At 56.5% G+C, this 13,286-nt stretch carries 14 protein-coding genes; 10 read left to right on the top strand and 4 right to left on the bottom strand.

The window, feature by feature from the left end; all coding sequences use genetic code 11:
- The first annotated feature begins 11 nt into the window (after window positions 1–11).
- Both hemB and hemL read left to right on the top strand, forming a co-directional pair.
- Entirely contained in the window at window positions 12–977 is a 966-nt protein-coding gene (gene hemB / locus BUA44_RS12615; protein ID WP_072812632.1) for a porphobilinogen synthase, read from the top strand.
- The gene (hemL, locus tag BUA44_RS12610) at window positions 974–2,260 is read left to right on the top strand and encodes a glutamate-1-semialdehyde 2,1-aminomutase (protein WP_072812630.1); all 1,287 of its coding nucleotides are present in this window, start codon (window positions 974–976) and stop codon (window positions 2,258–2,260) included. Before hemB ends, hemL begins: the two co-directional genes overlap by 4 nt.
- A 110-nt stretch (window positions 2,261–2,370) precedes the next feature.
- On the opposite strand, the gene BUA44_RS12605 is transcribed toward hemL, so the two are convergent.
- The 4 genes from BUA44_RS12605 to fabF all read right to left on the bottom strand — a co-directional run bounded on the left by BUA44_RS12605 (window position 2,371) and on the right by fabF (window position 6,381).
- Window positions 2,371–4,116 (bottom strand): AMP-binding protein, encoded by a 1,746-nt coding sequence (locus BUA44_RS12605; RefSeq protein WP_072812628.1) that lies wholly within the window; start codon window positions 4,114–4,116, stop codon window positions 2,371–2,373.
- Window positions 4,117–4,139: 23 nt separating this feature from the next.
- Entirely contained in the window at window positions 4,140–4,910 is a 771-nt protein-coding gene (locus BUA44_RS12600; protein ID WP_072812626.1) for a polysaccharide deacetylase family protein, read from the bottom strand.
- 8 nt (window positions 4,911–4,918) lie between these two features.
- Entirely contained in the window at window positions 4,919–5,047 is a 129-nt protein-coding gene (locus BUA44_RS16005; protein WP_255252241.1) for a hypothetical protein, read from the bottom strand.
- An 86-nt stretch (window positions 5,048–5,133) separates the two neighbouring features.
- Complete coding sequence (fabF, locus tag BUA44_RS12595) at window positions 5,134–6,381, bottom strand: beta-ketoacyl-ACP synthase II (RefSeq protein WP_072812624.1); 1,248 nt, start codon at window positions 6,379–6,381, stop codon at window positions 5,134–5,136.
- 327 nt (window positions 6,382–6,708) lie between these two features.
- Between fabF and BUA44_RS12590 the strand changes: the two genes are divergently transcribed.
- From BUA44_RS12590 to BUA44_RS12555, 8 genes are all read left to right on the top strand, one after another.
- Window positions 6,709–6,975 carry a hypothetical protein gene (locus tag BUA44_RS12590; protein ID WP_143151996.1) on the top strand — a complete coding sequence of 89 codons (267 nt, stop codon included), beginning with the start codon at window positions 6,709–6,711 and terminating at the stop codon, window positions 6,973–6,975.
- Window positions 6,976–7,058: 83 nt separating this feature from the next.
- Window positions 7,059–7,445 carry a hypothetical protein gene (locus BUA44_RS12585; protein ID WP_072812620.1) on the top strand — a complete coding sequence of 129 codons (387 nt, stop codon included), beginning with the start codon at window positions 7,059–7,061 and terminating at the stop codon, window positions 7,443–7,445.
- Between the two features lie 41 nt (window positions 7,446–7,486).
- A complete protein-coding gene (nirJ2, locus tag BUA44_RS12580; protein ID WP_072812617.1) occupies window positions 7,487–8,476 on the top strand; it encodes a putative heme d1 biosynthesis radical SAM protein NirJ2 in 990 nt (329 codons plus the stop codon).
- A 40-nt stretch (window positions 8,477–8,516) separates the two neighbouring features.
- On the top strand, window positions 8,517–9,050 hold the full coding sequence (gene tadA / locus BUA44_RS12575; RefSeq protein ID WP_072812731.1) for a tRNA adenosine(34) deaminase TadA: 534 nt from the start codon (window positions 8,517–8,519) through the stop codon (window positions 9,048–9,050).
- A 44-nt stretch (window positions 9,051–9,094) separates the two neighbouring features.
- A complete protein-coding gene (locus BUA44_RS12570; protein WP_072812615.1) occupies window positions 9,095–9,925 on the top strand; it encodes a hypothetical protein in 831 nt (276 codons plus the stop codon).
- A complete protein-coding gene (locus BUA44_RS12565) occupies window positions 9,925–10,644 on the top strand; it encodes a right-handed parallel beta-helix repeat-containing protein (RefSeq protein WP_072812612.1) in 720 nt (239 codons plus the stop codon). Before BUA44_RS12570 ends, BUA44_RS12565 begins: the two co-directional genes overlap by 1 nt.
- Before the next feature lie 9 nt (window positions 10,645–10,653).
- On the top strand, window positions 10,654–11,568 hold the full coding sequence (locus BUA44_RS12560; protein ID WP_072812610.1) for a hypothetical protein: 915 nt from the start codon (window positions 10,654–10,656) through the stop codon (window positions 11,566–11,568).
- 8 nt (window positions 11,569–11,576) lie between these two features.
- Window positions 11,577–13,283, top strand: a complete 1,707-nt coding sequence (locus BUA44_RS12555) for a fimbrial protein (RefSeq protein ID WP_072812607.1) — start codon at window positions 11,577–11,579, stop codon at window positions 13,281–13,283.
- The last annotated feature ends 3 nt before the right edge of the window (window positions 13,284–13,286 follow it).

Genomic DNA, 13,286 nt, shown 5'->3' with positions numbered 1-13,286 from the left:
TTTTTGATACTATGATTATCCGTCCTCGTCGCTTACGCAAGAATGAAACAATCCGCAACATGGTTGCGGAAACCGCAGTGAATCCCGATTCCCTCGTGTACCCGATGTTCGTGGTCGAGGGGGAGGGCGTCAAGGAAGAAATCCCGTCGATGCCCGGCCAGTTCCGGTTCTCCATCGATGAAATCCTCCAGGAACTCGAATCCTGCGTCATCGCGGGCATCAAGTCCATCCTCCTGTTCGGCATTCCCGATTCCAAGGACGAGATGGCGACTTCGGCTTACGACGACGATGGCATTGTGCAGCGTGCGGTGCGCTCCATCAAGGCGAAGTTCCCTGCGCTCTACGTGATTACGGACGTGTGCCTCTGCGAGTACATGAGCCACGGCCATTGCGGGATTATTAAGGACGGCGACGTGGATAACGACCCGACGCTCGAACTCCTGGCGAAGACTGCGGTTTCGCACGCGCGTGCGGGTGCCGACATGGTTGCCCCGAGCGACATGATGGATGGCCGCGTGGCAGCAATCCGTGAAAAGCTGGATGCGAACGGATTCGCGAACACCCCGATTATGGCCTACAGCGCGAAGTTTGCAAGCGCCTACTACGGTCCGTTCCGCGATGCGGCGGATTCTGCCCCGCATTTCGGTAACCGCAAGAGTTACCAGATGGACGTGCGCAACGGTCGCGAGGCTATGCGCGAGGTGGCCCTCGATATCGAGGAAGGTGCCGACATCGTGATGGTGAAGCCCGGGCTTGCCTTCCTCGACGTGCTGCGTGCAACGGCCGAGATGAGCGACGTGCCTGTCGCGGTCTATAACGTGAGCGGCGAGTACTCGATGGTGAAGGCTGCCGCGAAGATGGGCTGGATTGACGAGAATTCCATCATCCGCGAGAACCTGCTTGCAATGAAGCGTGCCGGTGCTGACATCATTATTACCTACCACGCGAAGGAAGCGCTGGAGAAGGGCTTGGTATGAACCACTCCTTGAGCGAAAAACTTTTTGCCGAAGCCAAGAACCTGATGCCCGGTGGCGTGAACAGCCCGGTGCGTGCCTACGGTAACGTGGGGGCCACTCCTCCGTTTATCGCCCGTGCGAAGGGTAGCCACATCTACGATGTGGACGGCAACGACTATATCGATTACGTGGGCAGCTGGGGCCCGATGCTCCTGGGGCATGCGCACGACGCGGTAATCAGTGCTGTTGCAGAAACGGCGAAGAACGGCCTCAGTTTCGGGGCTCCGTGCGGGCTCGAATCCGAACTTGCAAAACTCGTGATGAGCCTCGTGCCGAGTGTGGAGATGATTCGCATGGTGAACAGCGGGACCGAGGCGACGATGAGCGCCATCCGTGCTGCCCGCGGGTTTACCGGTCGCGACAAGATTGTGAAGTTTGAGGGCTGTTACCACGGCCATAGCGATAGCCTGCTCATCAAGGCAGGCTCGGGCATGCTCACGACGGGCAAGCCGAGCAGCAAGGGCGTTCCGGCGGACCTCGCGAAGTACACGCTCACGCTCCAGTACAACGATGTGGCGGGCGTGAAGGAACTTTTCGACAAGATTGGCGACGAAATCGCTGGTGTCATCGTGGAGCCTGTGGCAGGGAATATGGGCGTGGTGCCCGCGAAGCCAGAATTCTTGCAGACGCTTTCCGCAGAAACCAAGAAGCACGGTGCGCTCCTGATTGTGGACGAGGTCATGACGGGTTTCCGCGTGGGTATCCACTGCGCGCAGGGCCTTTATGGCATCAAGCCCGACCTCACGACCTTCGGGAAGATTATCGGCGGCGGTATGCCCGTAGGTGCATACGGCGGCCGACTCGACGTGATGCAGCAGATTGCACCGCTCGGCGGTATATACCAGGCGGGTACGCTTTCGGGTAACCCGGTCGCGATGGCGGCGGGGCTTTCCACTATGCGTGAACTGCATACTCACCCGGAGTACTACGTTCACGCCGAAGCGATGACCAAGCGCCTGATTACGGGCCTCCAGGATGCGGCAAAGTCTGCGGGTATCCCGCTGGCTGCAAATCAGGTGGGTTCCATGGGGTGCATCTTCTTTACGGAAGGCCCGGTCACGTGCTTTGCCGACGTGCAGAAATCCGACCTGGAACTCTTCCGCAGGTACTTCCTCGGGATGCTAGATGAGGGCATCTACCTTGCCCCGAGCCAGTTCGAGGCAATCTTCGTGAGTGCCGCGCATACGGAAAGCGACATTGACCGTACCGTCGATGCCGCCAGGAAAGTCTTCAAGACTCTTTAGAATTCTGCGCCGCTAGAGCCTTGCATCGACTTGTCATCCCCGCGTAGGCGGGCGGACAGCACTTAACAACTTGTTGTTTAGTGCGCATGGCCACCAAGGTGGGGATTTTTTCAAGTTTCTGTGTTGTTGTCAGTCGAAGCATCTGCATTTTGCGTTGCTTCGGTTGCTGAGCTTGCCGAAGCATCCGCCTTTTGCGCTTCGGCATCCTTGTCGCGGATGGTGGCGCGGCGAATCTTTCCGCTAATCGTCTTGGGCAGTTCCGTCACGAAGTCGATGATGCGCGGGCTCTTGTAAGAGGCCGCGACGTTCTTCGCGAACAGCTGCATTTCTTTCGCGAGTTCCTTCGATGCCTCGTAGCCCTTCTTCAAGACGACTGTCGCTTTCACGGCCTGGCCGCGGTCCTTGTCCTCGACGCCCGTTACCGCTACTTCAAGGACGGCGGGGTGCTTGTGGAGCACTTCTTCCACCTCGAAGGGGCTGATGCGGTAACCCGAACTCTTGATGAGGTCGTCGGTGCGGCCCACGAACCACAGGTATCCATCCTTGTCGCGGGTGGCGGTGTCGCCTGTATGGTAGACTCCGCCCTCGAACACCTTCTCGGTGCGTTCCGGGTCGCGGTAGTAGCCGCCGAACATGCCGAAGGGTTTCCCTTGGTCAATCTTGATGATGAGTTCGCCCACCTCGTCGGTGGCGCAGGGCTTGCCTTCGGCATCCACGATTTCCATGCGGTAGCCCGGGGAGGGCATGCCGATGGAACCCGGACGCGGTTCGGTGAACCCGAAGTTGCCTGTGGTAAGCGTGAGTTCCGTCTGGCCGTAGCCTTCCTGCAAGCGGATTCCCGTCTGCTCGTAGAACTTGTTGTAGATGTCGGTGTTGAGCGATTCGCCTGCGGTGGTGCAGTACTGGAGGCTCGAAAGGTCGTAACGGCTCAGTCCGTGGTGCAATATGTAGCGGTAGACGGTGGGCGGCGCGCAGAACGTGGTCACCTTGTATTCCGCCATCTTCTCGAGCAGCTTGCCCGGGATGAACACCTTCATGTCGTAGGTGAACACTGCGCTACCCGCAATCCACTGCCCGTAAATCTTGCCCCAGAGGGCCTTGGCCCAGCCGGTCTCCGCGACGGTGAGGTGCCTGCCCCCGTCCACTACGTGCTGCCAGTACTTTGCCGTCACGATGTGGCCGAGCGGGTAGGTGAACGTGTGCGCCACCATCTTCGGGTTCGAACTCGTACCGCTCGTGAAGTACACGATCATGATGTCGTCGTTGTGGGTCGCCTCTTCGCCTTGCGGGCGCGGGAACTTCGCGGGGTAGATTTCGTAGTCGTCGTAGAAGCTCACCCAGTTCTGGCGGGCGGTCTGGCCTACGGTCACGAGCTTTTCGACGGACGGGCATTTTGTTTTTGCCTTGTCCACTTCCTTTTGCAGCGAGGGTTCGTCGTAACTCACGACCATCTTGATTTCGGCCGCGTTGAAACGGTATTCCAGGTCTTCTTCGGCGAGCATGTTCGTCGCGGGTATTGCAATCGCGCCAATGCGGTGGAGCGCCAGGAGGAAGAACCAGAACTCGTAGCGGCGGCGCAGGATGAGCATCACGCGGTCGCCCTTCTTGATTCCCTGTTCGCAGAGGAAGTTCGCCGTGCGCATGGAGGCAAGCGAGAGGTCCTTGAACGTAAAGATGTGGTCTTCGTCGTTGTCGTCGCACCACACGAGGGCTTCGCGCTTGGGTTCGGTCTTCGCGTATTCGTCAACCACGTCGTAGGCGAAGTTGAAGTCTTCCGGGATAGTTATCTTGAAATTCTTGTAGAGGTCCTCGTACGAATCGAATTCGATACGGGAAAGAAACTTGCTTAACATCATGTTCGAATCCTGTCGTATTGGTTTTAGAGATCCCTGTACATGATTTTTTCTCGCATGGTGGAAACGTAGCGCACCATGTTCAGAATACGTTTTTCGCCGATGGTCCTGAAATCCTTGTCGTGGAACACCAGGCGGTGCGTGCCACCCGGCAGGAGCATGCGGAGGCAGGCGTAGGTCTGCACGATTCCGAGCATTGCGGGCGGGTAGATGGAAAAACTGAGCGGCCTTGACTTGGTCTTCTTGATTCCGCTTTCCGTCTTCTGGTAGATGCCGTGGTAATCCTCGTAGTAGTCGAAGATGTCGAGGGCGAGGTTCTTGAGGTACTTGTTGCCGAACCAGATGGGCGGAATGAACCCGGAGGGCTTCTCGGTGCCGTGGGCGTTCCAGAGGGCGAGGCTACGCTTGAGGAGCGTCTGCGTGAGTCGCTCGTTCAGGCCTGCGAATTCGGCCTCGTTGTTCGAAATCCAGAGGGCGAACTTGCCCTGCAGGCTACGCTTGATAAAGAGGTCGGCGCGGTGGCGTGCCCCGTGGAGCATAATCTCGTAGCCTTCCTGCACGAACTTCTCGAGTTCTTCGCGGAATTCGTCCGCCTCGGATTCGGGCACGGCCCCGATGGAGGGCACGACTGCGATGCTGATAGGCGCACCCGCGGCGTCCGCGAGTTTGCGAATTTGCGTGCGGGCCCTCTTGAAGTTTGTCGCGCTGAAGCTGTGGTAGCACAAGATGAACTTTTTCTTCTTGTGCTGGTTCGCTTCGGCTGCCTGGATGTCGAGGATGTCCTTGTTCTGTTCCATGGGGTTACCTACTTGTCCTTGTTGGAGGTGAAGGATTCTTCCTCGAGTTTCTGAGAAATGAAAAGATGATAAAAGAAGAACAGGATTGCCGTCAGTGCGGAAATCTTGAGCCACGATTTAAACAGCCAGTCGGACATGGTCCACTCCTTGGTTCGGTGCGGTACAATGCCCGCACTCTAACCGAAAAATACATAATTTGGCCTGGAAAAGCGCAAAACTTGCTCTATTCCTTGAATTTCTTGATGACAACCACGCCGTTGTGGCCGCCGAACCCGAGCGATGCGGAAACGGCGACTTCGATATTCCCTTCGATGCCCTTGTGCGGCACGTAGTCGAGGTCGCATTCCGGGTCGGGGTTGTCGAGGTTGATGGTCGCGGGGTAGAACGAGTTCTGCACGGCGAGTGTCGAGATGATGGCCTCGATGACGCCGGCGGCGCCCACGCAGTGGCCCGTCATGCTCTTGGTGCTAGACACCTTGATCTTGTAGGCGTGTTCACCGAGCGCGATTTTCAGCATCTGGGTCTCGGTGAGGTCGTTCAGGTGCGTCGAGGTGCCGTGCGCGTTGTAGTAGTCCACGTCGGTAGGCGCGATTCCGGCATCCTTCAGGGCGCGGGTCATGGCCTTCGCGCAGGTTTCTCCACCCGGGCGCGGGCTCGTGATGTGGTATGCGTCCGCAGAGGCGCCATAGCCCGCAAGTTCCGCGTAGATCTTTGCCCCGCGGGCCTTTGCGTGCTCGAGTTCTTCCAGCACCATTACGGCACCGCCTTCGCCCATGACAAAGCCGCTCCGGTCTTTGTCGAACGGGCGCGACGCCTTCGTGGGGTCGTCGTTGAACTTGTCGGTGAGGGCGTGCATGCCCGCAAAACTCTTGATGGAGTATTCCGTAATCCCGCTCTCGGAACCGCCGGCAAGGCACACGTCGAGCCTGCCACTGCGGATGGCGTCCAGGGCGACCCCGATGGCGTCGGTGCCGGAGGCACAGGCGGTGCAGACGGTATGGGCGAGTCCCGTAATCCCGAGGGCGATGGAAACGTTCGCGCACGCCTCGTTCGGGATGAGTTCCGGCATGGCAAGCGGCGAAACCCTGCGCTTGCCGCCTTCGATATACTTGTTGTACGTCTCGTCGAGCACATCCATTCCCGAAAGGCCGTTGCCGGCGACGATGCCCGTGGTATCGGCGGCGAGCTCTTCGCGGGTGAGCCCCGCATCCTGGACGGCCTCGTTCGCTGCCCCCATCAGGAACTGCGTGAAGCGTGCCATGCGGCGGGCTTCCTTCGGGTCTATCCCGTGTTCCTCGGGCTTGAAGTCCTTGATTTCTGCGGCAATCTTCACCGGGCAGTTGCTGGCGTCGAACAGCGTGATGGGGCCTATCCCGCACTTGCCCTCGCGGATGGAGTTCCACATGTCGGGGACGGACTTGCCTACGGGGGCCACGGCGCCAAGGCCGGTAATGACGATTCTTCTATTCATGAAAACCTTTGATTATTGTTTTTTAACGCGTAAAAAATAGTTTTTTTTGCCGTTTTTTGAAAATTTTTTAGAGTGTTTTCGTCTTGTACAACAAAAAAAACAAATTTTTTAACGTTTGTTAAGTTTTTTTTTATTATATTCTATACACACGAAAAAAAAAGGACGTAATTATGAAAAAACTTCTCCTCCTCGGCTGCAGCTTTCGCTGCAGCTTCTCTTTTCACAGCCTGTGAATCCTCTGATACCTCCGATGTCACTTCTTGTGAAATCAAGGTTCTGGGTGTCAGCTATGCATGTACGGAATCTTCCGACGCTGCTGTCGCAGATGTGTGCAGAGACGTCAAGGAAGAATCCATGGGCTTGGGCGAAGGCACTATCGGTTCTGGCTGCCCGGGTGGCGCTGTGAAGACCTGCACTGGCACGAGCGACGGCATTACTGGAACGTTCTTCTTCTACACCTCTGCCGCTAATGAAGCTACTTGTGAAGAACTTCTCTCGGATGAAGAAGATTACGATGACGAAGACGATTACGGCTTCACACCGGACGATGACGAGTACTACATGAAGGCGCTCAAGAAGGCTGCCAAGAAGTAAGGCTTGTTGAACGAAACTGGGACCCGGCTTTGTCCGGGTCTTTTTTTATATTTGGGCAAAGAGTCTTTAACAAAGGATTGGATATGAAGAAGGTTTTGGTTGGACTGCTGGTTGCCGCTGCCGCTGTTTTCACTGCCTGTGGCGATGACGATTCCTCGAGCGCACCCGAGAGCACGTATTCTTGCAACGTCGACCTCGATCTTGGCGTTCTCGGTAACATTCACATTTGTGCGGAATCCTTTGACCAGGCCAAGATTGAGAGTGCCTGCGGTAAGGCGAACGAGATGGCCAAGGCTCTTGAATCTATCGAGAATGCGGGCACGCTGGGTTCCGTTTGCCCTGGTGGCGCAAAGAAGGTGTGTGAAGGTAAGCTTAGCGGTGTGCCATACACGGCCTATTTCTACGAGGAAGATTCCGCAGAAGAATCTTGCGACGACTTGCTCGCCGGTGTTGACGGCTTTGGATTCTAGTTATTGCCGTTTGCGCAACGACCACTCAATTTTAGGTAAATATGATAGTATCTTGGATGACCACCAACAAGTGTAACCTGACCTGCAAGCACTGCTACCAGGACGCGGGCGAGAACAAGGCTGCAGAACTCACGACGCCGGAGGCCCTCAAGCTGATTGACGAAATCGCGAAGGCGGGGTTCAAGATCATGATTTTTAGCGGTGGCGAGCCGATGACCCGCCCGGACATCGTGGAACTGGTGGCACACGCCTCGAGCAAGGGACTTCGCCCGGTGTTCGGCACCAACGGCACGCTCATCACGCACGACCTGGCCTTTGAACTCAAGAAGGCGGGCGCCATGGCGATGGGCATCAGCATCGACAGTATCGACCCTAAGCGCCACAACGACTTCCGCGGGCTCCCGAACGCCTTCGAACTCACGATGATGGGCATCGAGAATTGCAAGGCGGCGGGCCTCCCGTTCCAAATCCACACGACCATCATGGACTGGAACCAGAACGAAATTTTTGACATCATGAACTGGGTCAAGGAAATCGGTGCGGTGAACCACCAGATTTTCTTCTTGATTCCCGTGGGTCGCGGCAAGGAAATTGAAGGCCACGCCCTGCGCGTTGCCGAATACGAAGGCCTGCTCCGCAAGATTATGGAAAAGAGCCGCACGCTCGGTATCCCCGTCAAACCCACCTGCGCTCCGCAGTTCCTGCGCATTGCAGACCAATTGGATATCAAGACCCGCTACAGCCGTGGCTGCCTTGCCGGTATCGACTACTGCATCGTAAGCCCCATCGGGAAGGTGCGCCCCTGCGCCTACATGATGGAAGAGGCTGGCGATGTGCACGACACGCCTTTCGACGAAATCTGGGCGAATGCGGATGTGTTCAAGAAGCTCCGCACCAAGGCCTATTCCGGTGCCTGCGGCAAGTGCAAGTTCAACGACCGCTGTGGCGGCTGCCGCGCCCGAGCCGCTTACTACCACGACGGCGACTACATGCAAGAAGACTCTTACTGCGCCTACGGGAGAGGGCTGTAGGAATTAGGAATGCGGAATTATGAATTAGGAGCAAATGAATATGGAAGAACTTTCTACTAAAAACTCCGAAATCCGAAATTCTAATTCCGAATTGGATCAACGTTATATGCGCATGGCGCTTCGCGAGGCGGAGAAGGCTTTCGATGAGAAGGAAATTCCCATCGGTTGCGTTATCGTGAAGGACGGCGTGGTGATAGGGAAGGGCCATAACCAGATTGAGATGCTGAGGGACGCCACCGCCCATGCCGAAATCCTTTCCATCGGGACTGCCGCGGGCAAGCTTGAAAACTGGCGCCTGGACGGCTGTACTTTGTATGTAACGCTCGAACCTTGCCCGATGTGCGCGGGGGCTATCCTCAACAGCCGCGTTTCCCGCGTGGTCTACGGCTCTCCGGATACCCGCTTTGGCGGTTGCGGCACGACCATAGACGTAATCTCGAACAACGCCCTCAAGCGCGAGGTCGAAGTTGTGGGCGGAGTGCTCGCTGACGAGTGCCTGGGCCTGCTGAAGGCCTTCTTCCAGCGGATGCGACTTGAAAAGGGCGATTCTGGCAACAAGGGCCCCCAGAACTAAGTTCTGTGGGCAGCCAACTGCCAACTATTTACTACATTCAAGGTATGAATTTTATCAAATTTTGCGCTTCTTCTGCGGCGCTCCTTTTCTTGTGTTCTTGCGATAGCAATGAAGTTTCCCTGGCGTTCAATACCGAGAACGCTCCCGTCCAAAAGTATTTCCTGGAATCCTCGCTCGATGCCATGCTCCCGAGCGATTCCGGCGTAACCGTCCCCGAGGCGATGGAAACGCACCTGAAGGTGCAGGCCACGCTTTCCGAACTGGTTGCCTATGACAACGGTTCGGGCCGTTTCGAGATGAAAATTGATTCTGTCGAGTACAAGAGCGACAAGCGTACCGTGGAAGACTACCTCTACATCCAGAAGTACCTGCTCACCCAGCATTTCCAGTACAAGATGGCTCCCGACGGTTCCGTGAGTGAACCTGCTGTCGAAGACGTGGCTCTCCAACCGGGTACCGAGGAACTCAACCTGCTCAAGCTGTTCATGAAGGTGCAGCCGATTCTTCCGGGCACCCCCACGAAGGTCGGTTCCACATGGGAACGCGAGGTGCAGATTCCCGAAAGCGGCAAGACGACCTCGGTCTACAAGTCGTTTACGCTCGAGGAAGTGTTCATGCACGATGGCGCCCAGATGGCAAAGATTGGTATGAACGTCAAGTACCGCGAGGTTGCAGATTCCAGCGCGAACGTGCAGATGGAAAGCAAGGGATTCATTGTCGGTACGGGTTCTATCCTGTTCGATATGACGCATGGCGTTATCTCTACGGTGAATCTCGACCTTCAGGGCCACGTGAACGTGACGGACCTCGTTGCGGGTAGCGTCATTCCCGACATGCACATCCTCCAGAAAATCAAGCTGAGGAGCGAGTTCTAATGTTCAGGTGCGGTTTAAGGCAAGTCATTTGTGGTACGCTTCTGCTGGCAGTCGCGGTTATTGCGAGCGACATGCCGTTCCCGCACCCGGAGAACGGCGCGGTCCGCCTGACGGAGAAGGACAGCCCTTACGTGCTTGAACAGGGAATCGTGATTTCTGCCGCCGACACGCTGTTTATTGAGCCGGGGGTTACCGTGCTCATGGGTGAATACGCGAAGATTACGGTCCGCGGTCCGGTGCATATCCTCGGGAGCGAGTCCAAGCCGGTCGTGTTCCGCAGTGCCGATTCTAGCGAGAGCTGGAACGGGCTCCATTTTGTTTCGACGAACCGCCCCTTCGAGGTCAAGAACTTCGTGGTAGAAAACGCATTCCGCAATACGGTATTCCGTTCCCGCGGGATTTTCGAGAACGTGAAGTTCGTGAACAACTACTACGGCCTCTGGGTCGACGACGTTCCCGAGGTGTTTCTCGCGCGTTGCGATTTCGTGCGCAACAGGTTCGCGCTTTCTGTCCGTGCGGGCAAGGTGATTTCTGCTGACACGAAGATTTCGGGCAACGTCTATGGTCTCTACCTGGAAGCGGGCGGGGACTTCAATGGCGACAAGTCCATGATCAAGGACAATCTCGAATCGGATGTCCGTAAGGAATCCGATGAACTTGCGGGTAGCGGCAAGCGCGTAAGCCGGAGCGTCTGGCACCGCATAGAGACTGGTTTCTAAGGGGTAGATGTGGAAGAATCGTTCCGTCGTTCCATACGCAAGATGACCGGTGCAAGCATTCGCCTGAATGCCTGCCCGAACCGTTCGTCTATGGTGGCGGAACTTTCGCAGTCCATGATGGTTACCTGGTCCATCGCCTTGTTCGAACACCTAGACGCGATGCTCAACAACCTGGACCCTTCTGTAGGCAATTCCGAGCAGATATCGTTTAGCGAGACGGCGTGGAAACTTGCGGATACGAGCTTCCCGCAGATTGCCGAAGCGGCGAACAAGCTTTATGACGAGTTCCGTGCCAAGTGGATGCAGCGCTTTTCGACCGATGAGGTCTTGCGCCTGCTGCTTGAAGGCGGCGACTTTATCCATCACGACGAGGAGAAGGGCTGGGCCCTTACGGTCAAGAACAACAAGCAGGATATAAACGCTTTCTATTCTGCGACCATACACCTGTTGGTGAGCGATGCCGAACCGCTGTTCGTGCGCATGCACGGCCGCGTGATGCAGCTGCAAGAAAAGTTGTGCAAGTACTGGCATTCCGAGAGTGCCGTGGATGCGGTATCCAAGTTGCTCCCGTGTCTGGAATCCTCGCTCCGCGACAAGGAGAACGCGATGATTACGTCGTTGCGTTCTTCGCTCAATGTGCTTGCCAAAAAGCACTTTGCGCTTGCCTTCACGGGCAAGGGGCCGCAGCGCTATTACCGCAGCGCCGCATCTTGTGCGCGTAATGTGGGCAGGTTCTGGAACCCGCACTACGCCTACGAGAACGGCTTCCTCGCTTTTACCGATGAATTTTGTGACTACGCGCGTGACTTGACACTCTATATTATAGATTGGTATCACGACAAGTGGTCTGTTTTCCTCCGCGGGTTCTCCCGTGGTCAATTGAACTTGTTTGAAACAACGGCCTCGGCCGAGGCTAAAAATTAAGGATAAACATGAAGAACGCATATAACTCGATTCTGGTTCTTACCGTCGTCGGACTGCTTGTACTGGTTGCGGGCGCCCTCTACTTCGGAGCCCCGCTCTTCGGCTGGATTATAATGGCGGCAATATTTGCAGTGTTCTTTATCGACCAGTTCAAGTTGCTTTCTGCTCTCAAGAGTATCCGTTGCGAAGAAGCCGAGATAGAATCCTGCGAAAGGTCGGGCATGTATGCTGTTGCCGGCGAAGGCATTGTGGCGCGCCGCCTCAAGCTTGCCCGCGACCTGATGGGCAAGGGCGTGCGTCTAGATTCCGCGATTGCGTTCGAGGTGCTTTCGAACAATGCGACGGTTTCTACTCCGCGCAGCTCGGGCGGTACGGTGATTCTCCTCGGCCTTATGGGTACGTTCTTCGGCCTCATGTATTCTGTCGCTACTGCGGGTGTTGCTATCGACAATTCCTCCACGCAGGGCACGCTCGATACCATCCAGGTGCTGTTCGGCAACATGAAGGGCATTTTCGGTACTAGCCTTTGCGGCCTGTTTGCTGCCCTCGTGCTCGGCGCTTCCCGCGGGCTTTTCCTGAATTCGCGCGATGCGTTTATCGCTCGCCTCGATACGCTTACGCTTGGCCTGCAGGGCGAATCTGCGGGCGAGAACGAGAAGAGCAAGGATGAACTTGGTCGCCTGTTCGATTCTGTCGAGAAGAACCTGTCCGCTGTGGCCGCTTCTGTACAACAGGGGCTGAATGGTATTGTTTCCAAGGTGGGCGAGGAACTTTCTTCGACAACCGCCAAGCTGAATTCTGACCTCGGCTCGATGGTTGCAAAACTGGAAGGCACGCTTGGCAACCTGGGCGGTACTGTGGGTGCGGATGTCGCTAATGCGCTCAATCCGCTGAACGACTACATGAAGAACCTCCAGGCCTCCGTGGAATCCCTGCCTTCCAAGCTGGACGAAAAACTGAATGCGATTTCTTCTGGCCTGAACTCTAGCCTGGATACAATCTCTGCAAGCGTGAAGGATGGTCTTTCGGGCGTTGCCGCATCTACCGAGAAGTCGATGGATGGCGCGGTAAAGAACATCGCCGAATCTGTTGCCGCTCAGGTCAAGCAGTCCGACGACCAGTGGAAAACCTTTATGGACAAACTCGCGTCCGAGACGAGCGCGAATGTGGATGCTCAGAAGGAAGGCCTCGAAACGCTCAAGAACGTGGCTCTCCAGGTGGCAGAGAAGGCGCAGGCGGGTTCTGCCGAACTTTCGCAGTCCGTTGCCGAAAAGCTCAGCGCGCTTTCGACCGATATCCTCGCTGCGTTCCAGAAACTTTCCGATACGTCCGCCGTGCTGCTTGAAGCCCAGAAGGCGCTTACCGAGAGCATTGACAACCGCGTGGTGAAGGAGAAGGAAGCGACCGACGCGCTTGGCGGAAACATCGTGGAAACGGCAGAACTCATGCGCGTGAACCAGAGCGAACTCAGCGCGAACCTCGAGATGCTCCGTGCGGGCCTCGAGACGATTCTCGAAAAGCTCAGCGGCGATACTGCCGAACACGAAGACGAAGAGAACTTTGTGGAACACCTCAACCAGTCTCTGGAAGCGTTCCACGAGCGTGCAAGCGAAGTGCTTATGGAAAACGCGGTCAAGACTCAGGAAATCCTCCTGGAGGTCCTCGAGCAGACGCAACGCGCCGCAAGGCAGGCAACCCCGAAGGCAGAGGGCTAAGGT

Origin of the sequence: Fibrobacter sp. UWR3 (assembly GCF_900143055.1) — a bacterium.
GTDB lineage: Bacteria > Fibrobacterota > Fibrobacteria > Fibrobacterales > Fibrobacteraceae > Fibrobacter.
Note: the sequence above shows the minus strand (reverse complement) of the source record. Positions and strands in the feature narration are given on the sequence as shown.